The organism is Apibacter sp. wkB309, assembly GCF_002964915.1.
GTDB lineage: Bacteria > Bacteroidota > Bacteroidia > Flavobacteriales > Weeksellaceae > Apibacter.
Genome location: NZ_PSZL01000022.1, coordinates 460,386 through 475,601 on the forward strand (window position 1 = coordinate 460,386; position 15,216 = coordinate 475,601).

The following is a 15,216-nucleotide window of genomic DNA, read 5'->3' on the forward strand; positions in this document are numbered from 1 at the left end:
AGCAAAAAATGCCTAAACGAATATTTTGCCAACTGTTTTTCCTATATCTGCAGGAGAGTTAACAACATGGATACCGCATTCAGCCATAATTTTCATTTTTGATTGTGCTGTATCATTTTCTCCTCCAACAATAGCCCCGGCATGACCCATAGTTCTTCCTTTAGGAGCAGTAATTCCTGCAATAAATCCGACAATAGGCTTAGTTATATTATTTGATTTATACCATAATGCAGCATCTACTTCCAGTTGACCTCCAATTTCTCCTATCATAACTATACATTCTGTATCTTTATCTTCGATAAGTAGTTGCAAGGCATCTTTAATAGATGTTCCTACGATAGGATCTCCACCAATTCCAATTGCGGTTGAAATGCCATACCCGGCTTTAACCACTTGGTCAGCAGCTTCATAGGTTAGTGTACCTGATTTAGAAACTATACCGACTTTTCCTTTTTTAAAAATAAAACCGGGCATGATTCCAACTTTTGCCTCTTCCGCTGAAATAATTCCCGGACAATTAGGGCCTATTAATGTGCAATCGTACGATTTAAGATAATTTTTAACTTGAACCATGTCTTCAACGGGAATACCTTCTGTAATGCATATAATAACTTTTATTCCGGCTTGTGCTGCTTCCATTATCGAATCAGAAGCAAACGCAGGGGGAACAAATATGATGGAGGTATTAGCCCCTGTTTGGTCGATGGCTTCCTTAACTGTATTGAAAACAGGTCTATCCAAATGGGTAGTTCCTCCTTTTCCCGGAGTTACTCCTCCAACCACTTGGGTTCCGTATTCAATCATTTGTTCTGCATGAAAAGAACCTTCTTTACCTGTAAATCCTTGAACAATTACTTTGGAATTTTTATCAACCAAAACAGACATATTTATAATTTAAAGATGAATAATTAATTCAATTTTTATTTGGCTAATCTTTTGAGTGTAGCCATTTCTTTTAATTTCTTTTTAGCTTCTTCGGCAGGATAACCAAAATAAGTCTTTCCTGCTTCCAAATTTTTAGAAACTCCCGATTGTGCCAAAATCACAGCTTTTTCTCCCACGGTAAGTGAAGAGGCAAATCCTGCTTGTCCCCATATGCTCACTTCATCTTGAATATTACAACAACCGGCAATACCTACTTGAGATGCTATTAGACATTTTCTTCCAATAACGGTATCATGTCCCACTTGTATGAGATTATCCAATTTTGAACCTTCACCGATAATGGTAGAAGCTGTAACCCCTCGGTCGATAGTACAATTCGAACCAATTTCAACATTATCTTCTATTATAACATTACCTACAGATTTCAATCGATCATAATAACTTCCGCGGTTTTTATAATAAAAGCCATCACCTCCAAGTACCGTTCCTGATTGTATAACGACATTATTACCTATTTCAGTATAATCATGTATGGTAACATTTGGAAAAATTACACAATCATTGCCAATTTTTACATGTTTACCAATGTAAACTCCCGGTTGTATAACGGTGTTTGTACCAATTTGAACGTCATCGGAAATTAACTTATTTTGAGGCGTAAATTTTACAAAATAATCATTGATTTTATTAAAATCTCTAAAAGGATCATCAGATAAAAGGAGTGCTTTATTTTTCGGACATTCAACCTTTTTATTAATCAATATTACACTTGCTTCGCTGCGTAATGCTTTGTCATAATATTTGGGATGGTCTACAAAAACTATTTCTCCTTCTTTTACGCGGTGAATTTCGTTAGTTCCATAAATTGGAAAGTCATCTTTTCCAATATATTCACATCCTATAATTGATGCAATGTTTTTTAGTGTAAATGATTTTGGAAATTTCATGATATTAAATAAAAATGATAGGTAAATATACGAATATATTTAATCTTTTCTAATCTTTTACTCTTTCGATATAAGAGCCGTCATCTGTATTAATTTTTATTTTTTCACCGGCCTCAATAAATAGGGGCACTAAAACCTTAGCTCCGGTTTCAATGATTGCATTTTTAAGCGCATTGGTAGCTGTGTTTCCTTTAACGCCGGGTTCTGCTTCTATTACTTCCATGATAACACTTGCCGGTAATTCTGCTGACAATGGTGTTTCATCTTCTTCTTTCAAGATAATCATAACCTCCTCACCTGCTTTCATAAATTGAGCGTTTTCAATCAAATTTTTATCTATATAAATTTGAGAAAAATCGTCGTTGTTCATGAAATGAAAACCATGATCATCATCATATAAATATTGATATTTGCGAGTAATAACTTTTACATCTTCTATTTTACTACCTGCTGAAAAGGTATTATCAACAACTTTTCCTGATGTTAAAGATTTTAATTTAGTTCTTACAAAAGCAGGACCTTTACCCGGTTTAACATGTAAAAACTCAATTACTTTATAGATGTCATCATTAAAATTGATACAAAGTCCCTTTTTTATATCTCCCATTCCAGCCATATGTATATAATTTAAATTTTTTTACTACTATTTTTATAATCCTTGAGCGTTAAATCCTCTCATTACACCTCTCATACTTGATTGTATAAATTGAATGATTTCATCTCTTTCGGGGGTAGCCTCAAATTCAGCTTCTACTACTGATAAGGCCTGTGTGATATTCAATTTGTTTTGAAAAATAACTCGATATATGTTTTGTATTTCCGCAATTTTATCGGAACTGAAACCTCTCCTTCTTAGTCCTACAGAATTAATACCAACATAGGACAATGGATCCCTGGCAACTTTTACAAAAGGGGGAATATCTTTCCTTACAAGTGATCCTCCGGTTACAAATGCATGATTACCAATGGAACAAAATTGATGTACGGCTGTCATTCCTGCCATTACAACGTAATCTCCTACAGTTATGTGTCCTGCCAAGGTGGTATTATTAGAGAATATACAATTATTCCCTACTTCGCAATCATGGGCGATATGGGAATAAGCCATTATCAGACAATTTTCGCCTATAACTGTTTTCATTTTATCTGAAGTACCTCTACTTACAGTTACGCATTCTCTCAGTACAGTATTATCTCCTATAATCGTTAAAGATTTTTCACCTTTATATTTTAAATCTTGAGGTTCTGCTGAAATTACTGCTCCGGGAAATATTTTACAATTTTTTCCAATTCGAGCTCCCTCCATAATAATGACATTAGAGCCTATCCATGTTCCTTCTCCAATTTCAACATCTTTATAAATAGATGAAAATGGTTCAATAACAACATTCTTTGCAATTTTTGCATCGGAATGTACAAAAGCTAATGGTTGAATCATTTTTCTACTCCTTCTCTTCTTTGGTTTTCGCTACTTGAGCCATCATTTCTGCTTCAACAACCATATGTCCATTACAGTATCCATATCCTTGCATATGTACAATTCCTCTTCGTATAGGTTCTAATAAGTCAATTTTAAAAATTAAGGTATCTCCGGGTATAACCTTTCTTTTGTGCTTCACATTATCTAATTTAATCAAGTAAGTAGAGTAATTTTGAGGATCGTCTACATTTTCCAGCACAAAAATACCTCCTGTTTGAGCCATAGCTTCAATTTGTAATACTCCCGGCATAACAGGTTCATTAGGAAAGTGACCTACAAAAAAAGGTTCATTGATAGTTACGTTTTTAACTCCGATTATATGTTTATCATCAACTTCCATTATTTTATCCACCAATAAAAAAGGAGGACGATGAGGAAGCATTCTCATGATATCTTTTATATCGTATACCGGCTCTTTTTGCAAATCAATTTCCGGTATATTTTTTCTTTTAAATAATTTATATAATTTATTTAATTTTTTTGCGAATTGTGTATTGCAATGATGTCCGGGTTTGGTAGCTATGATTTTAGCTTTTAATCGAACCCCTACTAAGGTTAAATCACCAATAACATCTAATAATTTATGTCTGGCTGCTTCGTTAGGATAGTATAAGGTCACGTTATCTAATATTCCGTTAGGTCTTACACTTACTTCGGGCTGATTAAATACAACTTTTAGTTTATCCAGAGTGTTCGGTGAAAGTTCTTTATCTACATAAACAATGGCATTATTAATATCTCCTCCTTTTATTAATCCGGAGTCTAATAAAGTTTCCAGTTCATGAAGAAAACTGAAGGTCCTGGCATTGGCAAAGTCAGATTTAAAATCTTGAATACTTTTCATGGTAGCATTTTGTGTCCCTAATACTTTAGTACCAAAATCGACCATAGTTGCTACTTCAAAATGATCGGAAGGTATTGCAGTAATCTCTGAACCTGTTTCCGGATCTGTGTAAGAAATTATTTCTTTTATTGTGAAGTATTCCCTGTTTGCTTCTTGTTCAACTACACCGGCCTTTTCAATAGCTTCTACAAAAAACTTGGATGAGCCATCCATAATAGGAGGTTCTGAACTATCCATCTCAATGTATGCATTGTCCAAATCCATTCCGGTTAATGCAGCTAATACATGTTCACAAGTATGTATTTTTACTCCTTTTTTTTCTAAAACGGTACCTCTTTCAGTAGAAGTCACATAGGTTGCATCAGCTTCAATAGTTGGTTGCCCTTCCAAATCCACCCTAACAAAAATAAATCCTGTGTTTACAGGTGCAGGTTTAATTGTCATGACAACTTCTTTACCTGTATGCAAACCTTTTCCTTTTAATGTAAACTCTTGTTTAAGTGTCTTTTGCTTATCTGACATTTTATATAAATTACTAGTTAAAGATTTACTTTTTACCTTTTTCTAACTTCTCTAATCTATTGACTATTTCAGGAAGTTTTTTAAAGTATATAAAACTTTTTTGATATTTTAAATATTGTATTGCTGGAGAACCGAATAGTCTTTGGTCATCTTCTACATCATTAGTTATCCCGCTTTGTGCTTGAACTATAACTCTATTTCCTACATTTAGATGTCCGGAAATTCCTACCTGCCCACCGATCATACTCCATTTTCCTAATTTTGAAGAACCTGCTATACCTGCTTGAGCTGCTATAACTGTATGTTCTCCAATTACTACATTATGAGCTACTTGTATTAAATTATCTAATTTAACTCCTTTTTTGATAATTGTTGATCCTATGGTGGCTCGGTCAATAGAACAATTAGATCCTACTTCCACATTATCTTCAATGACTACATTACCTAATTGGGGTACTTTTTCGTATCCTTCGCTTGTTGGCTGAAATCCAAAACCGTCTCCTCCTATTATAGTTCCTGCATGAATAGAACAATTATTTCCTATTACACAATCATCATAAATTTTAACTCCGGGACCTAAGTAACAATTATCTCCAATACTAACATTTTCACCTATGAATACATGAGGGTAAATTTTAGTATTGTTACCTATTTTTACATGATTTGATATATAAGCAAATGCCCCTACATAAACATCTTCCGATAAATTTGCAGATTGAGATATAAATACAGGACTTTCAATACCCTGTTTTTTTATTTTCATCTCATTATAAATAGTCAATAATTTATTGAAAGCTGAATATGCATTTTCCACAACAATAATAGTTGGTAAATTGGAAATGTCCTTCGGTAATAGTTCTTTTGATATAATAACAATAGAAGCTTTGGTATCTTTTAAATATTCCTGATATTTTTCTCCTCCTAAAAAGGTTATGGTACCGGGCTTACCATCTTCTATTTTAGATATATAAGATACTTTTTCCTGGGGGTTACCTTTTATAACCCCATTTACTAAATTTGCTACTTGTTCAGCGCTAAATTCCATGATTGGCAAATGTAAACATTTTATTATGATTATAAAAATCTTTATTTAACACCACTAATTTCTCTGGGTATACATAAATGATAACGAGTTATTTTCTTTCTTAAATCTTTAACTAAGACTTGATTATCTGCTTTTTGTAATTCCAAAATTTCCCCATTTTTTAAAAGTAATTTGATCGGGTCTTTGGTATCGTTGTATGCTAATACACTTAACTCTTTTTGGTGTACAAAATACCCTGCATCTTCTATGGAATATAATTTTTTAACTTCATTTTTTATTTGTTCTACTTTTTCATTTGAAATAGGTTCTGAAATTATAAGTGAAGAGGGTAATTTTCTTTGAATAATGAATTGACTTAATAAACTCAATGTTTTGTCTTCATGAGACTGCCATAATTTCAAGGCTGAAATTACATCAGAATCATCAAGCTGTGCAAATTTCTCCAAATCCATTTTGTTAATTTCAAAAAAGTCGGATTTTTCCAAAAAATATTGCAACACATCGGATGAAGGGACATTTTTACCTTTTTTTACTAATTGTTTGGCTCTTTTTAAAGCTTCAATTAAATATATTTCGGCTGTCACCGATGTTTTATGGAAATATACCTGCCAATACATAAACATTCTTGATGTCAAGTATTTCTCTATAGAATAGATTCCTTTACCATCAATTACCAATTCATCATTAACTACATTCATCATAGTTATAATCCTTTCTGAATTTACATTACCTTCAGAAACTCCGGTGAAGAAACTATCTCTTTTTAGATAATCCAATCGATCTAAATCTATTTGACTTGAAATTAACTGATGAAAAAATTTACGAGGATATTTATTTAAAAAAATATCAATTGCTAATGATAATTCATTATTAAATTCCTCATTTAATAATTTCATAAAAGTGATTGAAAGTTTTTCGTGATGTATTCCTTCCAATAATGTTGATTCTAGTGCATGGGAAAAGGGTCCATGTCCTATGTCATGTAATAATATAGCTATTAAAGAGGCTCTTTCTTCTTCTTTAGAAATTTTAACGCCTTTATCTTTAAGGACTTTATGGGTAATTTGCATCAAGTTGATACATCCTAAGGCATGAAGAAATCTCGAATGTGTAGAACCGGGATAAACATAATAGCTTAAGCCTGTTTGAGATATCCGCCGTAACCTCTGAAAATAGGGATGTTCAATGATATCAAATAGTAATTCATCGGATATGGAAACAAATCCTAATACCGGATCATTAAAAATTTTCCTCTTATTTATTTTTTCCAATAGGCATATTTTTTGTACATTAATGCAAAATTAATGTAAATAAATAACTATATAAGCATGGGTAAAAAAATATTATGGATTGATGACGAAATAGAACTATTGGAACCTCATATAATTTTTTTAAAAAACAAAGGATATGAGGTTATTTATGTCAACAATGCAGCTGAGGCCTTAGAACAGATTCCCATAAACAATTTTGACGCAGTTCTGCTTGATGAAAATATGCCCGGTATTGGCGGTTTAGAAGCTCTACAAAAGATAAAGGAAATAAAATCGAATTTACCTGTAATTATGGTAACGAAAAATGAAGCTGAAGATATTATGGAAGAAGCCATTGGCGAAAAAATCACAGATTATATCCTTAAGCCTGTTAATCCCAATCAAGTATTGATAAGTTTAAAGAAAATACTTAAAAGCGACGAGATAATCGAGAAAAAAACGGTTCAAAATTATCAACAGGAATTTCGAAAGATTTCAATGGACTTAATGTATGCTCAATCCTATGAAGATTGGATACAACTTTATTTAAAACTTATTCAATGGGATATTAGTTTTGATAAACTTTCCGATGTTGAAATGAGTGCAATTTTAAGTAATCAAAAGGATGAAGCTAACAGTTTGTTTGCAAAGTTTATAGAAAATAATTATCATGATTGGTTGCATTCTGAACAAAAACCGATCATGTCTCATACTGCATTCAATGATGTCGTTAGACCGGTTATTAACAAACATAAAAAGGTTTTGCTCTTAATGATCGATAATTTGCGTTATGATCAATGGAAAATTATTGAACCATTATTTTCTAAGTATTTTAATTCTGTAACTGAGAAATCCTATTTCAGCATTCTTCCTTCAGCTACTCAATATGCAAGAAATTCTTTTTTTGCCGGATTACTACCTTTAGAGATTGAAAAAAAATTTCCTCAATATTGGATAGGCGAGAATGATGAAGAACATAAAAATCAATATGAGAGTGAATTATTAACAGCTCAGCTTCAGCGTTTAGGGCTAAAAAATATTAGAAATAAATATTTTAAAATTTTAAATGCTGAATTTGAGAAAAAAATTTCAGATGAATTTAAACATCACAGCAGTAATGCAGATTTTATCACTATCGTTTATAACTTTATAGATATTCTTTCTCATGCGAAAACAAACAATAATATTGTCAATGAATTAATCAGGGATGACAAAACATTCCGATCCTTGACTTATACTTGGTTTGAAAATTCAAGTTTATTAAAAATTATTCAATCCGCCGCGGAAGAAGGGTTTAAATTGATCATTACAACCGATCATGGTACCATTTATGTGAAAAAACCTAGTAAAGTAATTGGCGATAAAGAATCATCCACCAATCTTAGATATAAATTAGGAAAAAACTTACAATACGATGAAAAAGATGTTTTTGCCGTGAGTGATCCGGAGGATTATTTTTTGCCAAAAGTTAACTTAAACTCAAAATATATTTTTGCTAAAGAAAACAAATTTTTTGCTTATCCAAAAAATTATAATCATTATGTTAATTACTATAAAGATACCTACCAGCATGGTGGAATCTCACTTGAGGAAATGATAATTCCTATAGCTGTTTTGGAATAAACAATTATAATATTCCATCTAAACACAGTTGCTTAAACTAACAACATTTAACATACGAACATATATTTAATTATTTATGATAAACTAGTAAGCATTATCTTTTATTCTTCATTTTAATGCTTGATACTATATAATTAAATACTTAAATTTTGTATTTTATACTATTGGTATTTGTAAATTAAATTTTGTGAAATTATGTTATATTAAATGTTTGAACTATTCTTTTAAAGATAATAGACGGAGATTTGTATATTTACCAAAATTATATTTATATGAAGTTTAAACAATCCCTTATTTTTATATTTATTTTAACTATACTTATAAGTTGTAGAACATCCGATAAAATGATTGTTAATAAAAAGCTTACCGATCCGGAGGGAGAAACCATATTATTTGGTCAAATAACTAGAGATGCCTTGAAACAATCTGATTTTAATTCATGGTATACAGACGAATATAATTCCTATGTTCCTGATCGTAATGTTATAAATAAAATAAAAAATAAAATAAAAATATATAAAATTGAAATATATTTTGGTACTTGGTGCAGCGACACTCATGAGCAACTCCCTCGATTTTTAAAAATTCTGGATGTAACCAATTATCCTCAAAGGAAATTAAAACTTTATGCTTTAAATCGTAAAAAAGAGAGTTTGTATGGCGAACAAAATCAAAAGAATATAGTTAGTATACCAACTTTTATACTCTATAAAGCCAATCATAATCCTAAACGCAGCGATATAGAAATTGGCAGAATAGTTGAATCTCCAAAAGAATCTCTGGAATTAGATTTATACAAAATTCTTACCGGAAAAGAATTTAAACAATAGTATATTAATATACTATTGTTTAAATAAAACAAAAATACCAAATAAAAATTATTCCATTCATGCCTTAAACTCTTTTTTATTTTATTATCTTTTTGCATGATTTATGCACTATTATTAACACTAAAAAATATATAATGATAATCCTTAAATTTTTAAAAAAATATTTTATATCCATAGTATTTTTAATCTTAGGTTTATTACTATTTATATTTATTTTAAGACAATCGGGTAAAGAAAATGTAAAATCTGAAACCAGAATTATAAATCACGAAATTCAGCGTTTGAATAAAATGATTGTTATTGAACAAAATTATTCTTCATTTAAAACTAAAAAGTATAATAATTTTAATCCTAAATATTTTGATTTTTTAAATAAAAATATTGTATTGTACATCACTGCCATGGCTCAAGTTACGTATGATATGAAAAAGATGAAAATTGAGGTAGATTCAGCTCATAAAACAGTACATATTTTGTCAATACCCGATCCCGAATTACATGTATATCCCGATGTTGAAATTTATAATATGGAAACCGGTTTTTTAAATGATTTTTCAAAATCTGAGCTTAATGAAGTAATGGAAGAAGGGAAAAAAGATATTACTAAAGAAGTTCAAAAATCTAATATACAATCTTTAGCTAAAAAACAGTTGATTTCCAATCTGAAAGAATTGTATAACATGGTTAAACTTAATAATTGGAAAATTATTGATGACACTCCTTATGCCGGTCAAATACAATCAATGAAAGATTAATTGAGTTTGGACAATTACAAAATTTTATCCATCTACTAATGGATCTGAATATTGATTATAATAATTTATTATTTACTTATTTCATGTTTACCATGATCATACCTGTTGGAAATTTAGGTTCAATATAGGTGATTTTATCGGGTAATTTTTCTCCTAATTCCAATACTTTTTGTAAGTCGGTAAATGAAGGAGGATAAAAACCGAATCCAATTGTAAAATCACCATTATCTACTTCTTCTTTTATTTTTTTTATCCCTTCAATATTGTTGGATCCTTTTATATAAGATACTAAATTCATTTCTTGCTCGGAATCCTTTATATTAAAGATCTTTTCTAAGATAAAGGTATTAAACAAATACGTATCAATAGTACCTAATCCTTCCTTCACTCCCCTAAATTCGTGTTTAATGTATAAACCAAAAAACTCTCCGTCCATGTACATGCTTATATGATGTTTATGTGAGGGAAAATAGGGTTCGTTGCCTTTATGATTAATAGTAAAATGTTCTTCCAGTTTTGAGAAAAAATCTTTTTTGGTTAACCCGTTTAATGATTTTATTAATCTATTATATTCTATAATTTTTAAGTTTTGACCTGAAACTAATAAAGATAATACTTGATGATTTTGTTCAAATAAGAAATTTTTAGTTTTACTTTTATCTTTAATCTTGTCTGAGTGATTTATGGCTCCCATCAACCGATAATATCCATCGGCTAAATATAAAGAAGGCAAATTGGAAACAACGTCTTTAAATTGTGATAATTTTAATCGGTTATCAATTCTCCATAATCTATGTGAAACCTCCATTTCATCCTCAAAATGGATAAATGGTTTACTTTTCATTTCTAAATCCATTAATATCTCTATTTTGGAATTGGATTCATAACAAAGTAATATCGGATTAGTTTGCAAATAGGTGATATCTAAAAATTGGGTAAATCCATTGACTTTCGTTTCATTAGTAGGTGAAGGTACTTTTATATTTTTTCCTTTAAAATCATCCACAGAGATTAATCCTATAACCCCTCTAAAGGTTTCTCCGGATTTTTTTTTCTGCTCATAAATATAAAATGAGGCAGGATCATGATCAAGCAAATTATCTTTCACATAATCCTCATACCTTTTTCTTATCTTTTTTAAACGATTTTCCAAAGGACTTTCCCCTTTGAAAAATATCGGTTTAATTAGATCGATATAAGAAGGAGTTTTGCCTCTTAGTTTCATTCTTATTTGCTCATCAGAATATATATCCGGCGAATACATGGGAAAATCTTTGATATCTTCCTCTTTAGCATGTATTCCTTTAAAAGGTTTAAAAGTTAACATATAAGACCATTTAAGAACAATGTAAGAACTATATAAAATTTTTAATGTATATTGTTTACAATACTATTTTTTTGCTAATTCAATAATTTGCTCAGCTAATTCCATACCTACCCTTTCTTGAGCTTCTTTGGTATTTCCTCCTATATGTGGAGATAAAGATAGTTTAGGGTTCATTAATAAGGTAATTTCGGGTTTAGGTTCTTTTTCAAAAACATCTAATGCTGCTCCGAATATTTTATCTTCATTTAAGGCATTAATTAAGGCTACTTCATCGATAATCCCCCCTCTTGAAGCATTTACAATAATTGCATTTGGCTTCATTTTATTTAGTTCTGCTTCTCCAATTATATATTTATTTTGTTTAGGAATATGTACAGAAATAACATCAGAATTTTTAATGACTTCTTCCATAGGAACTGTGGATATTTCAAAATGAACTTGTTGACCGTCAAAGAAATCCAATGTAATTGTTTTAGTGATGTCATTTACATCAGAAACCAATATTTTCATTCCTAAACTCAATCCTATTTTGATAACTTCCACCCCGATTCGTCCGAAACCGATAACTCCTAAAGTTTTACCTCCAAGCTCCATAGCTCCTGAATAAGACTTTTTTAATGCTGCAAAATTCGTATCTCCTTCCAAAGGCATGTTACGATTAGAATCTTGCAAATATCTGTATAGGCTAAACATATGTGCAAATACCAATTCTGCGACAGATCTGGAAGATGCAGCCGGAGTATTAATTACATGAATTCCTTTTTCTTTTGCATATTGTACATCTATATTGTCCATTCCTACTCCTCCTCTACCAATAATTTTTATTGACGGACACTGATCTATCAGTTCTTTTCGTACCTGAGTAGCACTTCTAACTAATAATACATCAATGTTGTTATCATTTATAAAGTTAGCTAATTGTTCTTGAGCTACTTTATGGTTTAAAACTTCATGTCCTTCTTTTTCTAAAAATTCGATTGCAGATAAAGAAATACCATCGTTAGGTAATATTTTCATTGTAATACTTTTAAATTAATTTTTAAGCGGTTTTTTCAAGTTCTTTCATAACATTAACTAACACTTGCACCCCCTCTAAAGGCATGGCGTTGTAAATGCTGGCTCTGTATCCTCCTACTGTTCTGTATCCTCCCACACCTACAATATTTGCATCTTTCCACATTTGATCAAATCGGGCTTTATGTTTTTCTTCATCGTTCAAAAAGAAACATACATTCATAGGCGATCTGTCTTCTTTCACACAAACACCTCTAAATAAGGGATTTCGATCGATTTCATTATATAACAATTCCGCCTTTTCTTTATTTTTTTTCTCAATGCCTTCTGTTCCCCCTTGTTTCTCTAACCAGCGTAAATTTAATAAGGTGGTATACACTGCAAAAACGGGTGGAGTATTAGCCATACTTTCTTTGGCAATATGAACTTCATAATCTAAATAAGAAGGTAAATTTCTTCCTGTTTTTCCCAATAACCTTTTATCCACAACAACCAGGGTAACTCCTGCCGGACCAAGATTTTTTTGAGCACCTGCATACAATACAGCAAATTTATTATAATCAATATTCCTGCTTAAAATGTCCGATGACATATCACATACTAAAGGTATATCAGTATCAGGAAATGTTTTTATTTCTGTTCCGTAAACCGTATTATTGGTGGTTATATGTAAATAATCGGCATTAGAGGGTACCACATAATCTTTAGGAATATAGGTATATTTATCTTTTTTAGATGAAGCAATAACCTCTATATTACCGATTTTTTCTGCTTCTTTAATTGCCATAGATGCAAAATTTCCGCTGTCAACATAAGCCGCTTTCGACTTAAGCAAATTATAGGGAACCATAGAAAATTGCAAACTGGCTCCTCCTTGTAAATATAAAACTTCATGATTATCATCCAACTTCATTAATTTCTTAGCTAGCGATCTAGCTTCTTCCATGATAGCTATAAAATCTTTACTTCTATGAGATATTTCAATTAAAGAGATCCCGTTATTATTAAAATCCAATACAGCCTGAGAGGCTTGTTGAATAACTTCTTCCGGTAAAGTAGAAGGTCCTGCACTAAAGTTATATTTTTTCATTATTTAATAAATATAATGTTTTTATCTTATTTAGAAATAAAGTAAATTCGTACAACTTCTTTTAAGAAGGATGTAAAAAATCTTTTTTAGCGTGTAGTTCTTCGTTACTTTCAACATGAGCATCATCCGGAACACAACAATCGACAGGACATACAGCTGCACACTGGGGTTCTTCATGAAACCCTACGCATTCTGTACATTTGTCGGCAACTATATAATAAATATCGTCAGATATAGGTTTTTGAGGAGCATCCGCATCAATTGAAAGACCACTTTTCGTAACTACCATACCGGTTAAACCTGTTCCTTCAGACAGTTTCCAGTCAACAGCTCCTTCATATATTGCATTATTAGGACATTCCGGCTCACAAGCTCCACAATTTATACATTCATCCGTAATTTTTATAGCCATTATTTAATTTTAATTTACTTTTGTGCAAAATTATACAATTTTTTTCACATATATCATAAGTAAAAATGAGTTTAAATCAAAGAATAAAGTCGTTAGCTGCCGTAAGAAATATTTTAGATCAATTTCTTACTAAAAACCGGGCGGAATCCCCAACATATTCCGAATTTAAAAATAGTATCTCTCTTGCTGAGATAAAAAACCCTTGGTTTACTGAAAACAGCATTCTTTCGGTTTTAATTTATTGGAATAACGTTCTTACTGAAGAAATACTAACCCAATGGTTATCTAACTATACAATAAAATCCGAAGAATCTAAAACTGTTGGATTGGTATTAGCGGGTAATATACCTATGGTTGGATTTCACGACTGCATCAGTACTTTGCTGGCAGGGCATCAGGCAAAAATAAAATTATCATCTAAAGACTCTGTTCTTATCCCTTTTATACTTAACTTATGGAAAGAATTTTGTGAAGAATTGGAATTTGAATGGGTGGATAAACTTCCTCCTTGTGATGCGGTTATTACTACCGGCACTACCAATACTGCCAGGTATTTTGAATATTATTTTAAAGATATACCGCATATAATACGTAAAAATAGAACTTCAATAGCCATACTTAATGGGAATGAATCTAAAGAAGATTTGCATGGCCTGGCAGATGATGTATTTTCTTATTTTGGTTTAGGATGCAGAAGTGTTACTCAACTTTTCATTCCTGAAAATTATGATATTAATAAACTCTTCGAAGTTTTTATTTCCTATCAAGATTGTATTAATCATACCAAATATTCGAATAATTACGATTATAATAAAGCGATTTATCTAATGAATCAAGAACTGTTTTGGGATAATAACTTTATACTATTGAAAGAATCTCGAAATTTATTTAGTCCTATAGGCACTCTATATTATAGTACGTATTCAGATGACTCCGAACTTGAAAAATTTATCTCTCAGCATGCCGATTCTCTACAATGCGTAGTAAGTGCCCAATCTTATCATCAATTTAAAACAGTAGCTCCCGGACAGGCTCAAAATCCTAAAATAGATGATTATGCGGATGGTGTTGATACTTTAGACTTCTTATCGAATTTGTAAGATGCTTATTTTTAAGTCCATAAAATAGTTATATCTATCATTCATTTTTTTACATATTTCAATAATTAATAGTATTTTTACTTTTTATAGTA

At 30.9% G+C, this 15,216-nt stretch carries 15 protein-coding genes; 4 read left to right on the plus strand and 11 right to left on the minus strand.

The window, feature by feature from the left end; translation table 11 throughout:
• Nucleotides 1–12: 12 nt before the first annotated feature.
• The 7 genes from sucD to C4S75_RS07970 are packed head-to-tail and all read right to left on the minus strand — an operon-like array spanning nucleotide 13 to nucleotide 6,994.
• Nucleotides 13–885, minus strand: coding sequence for a succinate--CoA ligase subunit alpha (sucD, locus tag C4S75_RS07940; protein ID WP_105297763.1), 873 nt, complete (start codon nucleotides 883–885; stop codon nucleotides 13–15).
• A 35-nt stretch (nucleotides 886–920) separates the two neighbouring features.
• Nucleotides 921–1,832 (minus strand): UDP-3-O-(3-hydroxymyristoyl)glucosamine N-acyltransferase, encoded by a 912-nt coding sequence (locus C4S75_RS07945; RefSeq protein WP_105297764.1) that lies wholly within the window; start codon nucleotides 1,830–1,832, stop codon nucleotides 921–923.
• A 49-nt stretch (nucleotides 1,833–1,881) separates the two neighbouring features.
• Nucleotides 1,882–2,448 (minus strand): elongation factor P, encoded by a 567-nt coding sequence (gene efp, locus C4S75_RS07950; protein ID WP_105297765.1) that lies wholly within the window; start codon nucleotides 2,446–2,448, stop codon nucleotides 1,882–1,884.
• Between the two features lie 33 nt (nucleotides 2,449–2,481).
• A complete protein-coding gene (lpxA, locus tag C4S75_RS07955; RefSeq protein ID WP_105297766.1) occupies nucleotides 2,482–3,270 on the minus strand; it encodes an acyl-ACP--UDP-N-acetylglucosamine O-acyltransferase in 789 nt (262 codons plus the stop codon).
• A gap of 4 nt (nucleotides 3,271–3,274) precedes the next feature.
• Nucleotides 3,275–4,678: a bifunctional UDP-3-O-[3-hydroxymyristoyl] N-acetylglucosamine deacetylase/3-hydroxyacyl-ACP dehydratase gene (locus tag C4S75_RS07960; RefSeq protein WP_105297767.1), complete on the minus strand. Its 1,404-nt coding sequence runs from the start codon at nucleotides 4,676–4,678 to the stop codon at nucleotides 3,275–3,277.
• Nucleotides 4,679–4,703: 25 nt separating this feature from the next.
• Nucleotides 4,704–5,723, minus strand: coding sequence for a UDP-3-O-(3-hydroxymyristoyl)glucosamine N-acyltransferase (lpxD, locus tag C4S75_RS07965; RefSeq protein ID WP_105297768.1), 1,020 nt, complete (start codon nucleotides 5,721–5,723; stop codon nucleotides 4,704–4,706).
• A 41-nt stretch (nucleotides 5,724–5,764) separates the two neighbouring features.
• Nucleotides 5,765–6,994, minus strand: a complete 1,230-nt coding sequence (locus tag C4S75_RS07970) for an HD domain-containing protein (protein ID WP_105297769.1) — start codon at nucleotides 6,992–6,994, stop codon at nucleotides 5,765–5,767.
• 57 nt (nucleotides 6,995–7,051) lie between these two features.
• Here C4S75_RS07970 and C4S75_RS07975 point away from each other — a divergent pair, with 57 nt between their 5' ends.
• The 3 genes from C4S75_RS07975 to C4S75_RS07985 all read left to right on the plus strand — a co-directional run bounded on the left by C4S75_RS07975 (nucleotide 7,052) and on the right by C4S75_RS07985 (nucleotide 10,181).
• Nucleotides 7,052–8,596, plus strand: a complete 1,545-nt coding sequence (locus C4S75_RS07975) for a bifunctional response regulator/alkaline phosphatase family protein (RefSeq protein ID WP_105297770.1) — start codon at nucleotides 7,052–7,054, stop codon at nucleotides 8,594–8,596.
• Between the two features lie 272 nt (nucleotides 8,597–8,868).
• Nucleotides 8,869–9,426: a hypothetical protein gene (locus C4S75_RS07980; protein ID WP_105297771.1), complete on the plus strand. Its 558-nt coding sequence runs from the start codon at nucleotides 8,869–8,871 to the stop codon at nucleotides 9,424–9,426.
• A gap of 134 nt (nucleotides 9,427–9,560) precedes the next feature.
• Complete coding sequence (locus C4S75_RS07985) at nucleotides 9,561–10,181, plus strand: DUF4230 domain-containing protein (protein ID WP_105297772.1); 621 nt, start codon at nucleotides 9,561–9,563, stop codon at nucleotides 10,179–10,181.
• Between the two features lie 76 nt (nucleotides 10,182–10,257).
• Here the strand turns inward: C4S75_RS07985 and C4S75_RS07990 are convergent, their stop codons facing one another.
• The 4 genes from C4S75_RS07990 to C4S75_RS08005 all read right to left on the minus strand — a co-directional run bounded on the left by C4S75_RS07990 (nucleotide 10,258) and on the right by C4S75_RS08005 (nucleotide 14,024).
• Nucleotides 10,258–11,508, minus strand: coding sequence for a DUF1015 domain-containing protein (locus tag C4S75_RS07990; protein ID WP_105297773.1), 1,251 nt, complete (start codon nucleotides 11,506–11,508; stop codon nucleotides 10,258–10,260).
• 63 nt (nucleotides 11,509–11,571) lie between these two features.
• Entirely contained in the window at nucleotides 11,572–12,525 is a 954-nt protein-coding gene (locus tag C4S75_RS07995; RefSeq protein WP_105297774.1) for a D-2-hydroxyacid dehydrogenase, read from the minus strand.
• Between the two features lie 22 nt (nucleotides 12,526–12,547).
• Nucleotides 12,548–13,612, minus strand: coding sequence for a 3-phosphoserine/phosphohydroxythreonine transaminase (serC, locus tag C4S75_RS08000; protein ID WP_105297775.1), 1,065 nt, complete (start codon nucleotides 13,610–13,612; stop codon nucleotides 12,548–12,550).
• A gap of 61 nt (nucleotides 13,613–13,673) precedes the next feature.
• On the minus strand, nucleotides 13,674–14,024 hold the full coding sequence (locus tag C4S75_RS08005; RefSeq protein ID WP_105297776.1) for a 4Fe-4S dicluster domain-containing protein: 351 nt from the start codon (nucleotides 14,022–14,024) through the stop codon (nucleotides 13,674–13,676).
• Between the two features lie 65 nt (nucleotides 14,025–14,089).
• Here C4S75_RS08005 and C4S75_RS08010 point away from each other — a divergent pair, with 65 nt between their 5' ends.
• On the plus strand, nucleotides 14,090–15,124 hold the full coding sequence (locus C4S75_RS08010) for an acyl-CoA reductase (RefSeq protein WP_105297777.1): 1,035 nt from the start codon (nucleotides 14,090–14,092) through the stop codon (nucleotides 15,122–15,124).
• The last annotated feature ends 92 nt before the right edge of the window (nucleotides 15,125–15,216 follow it).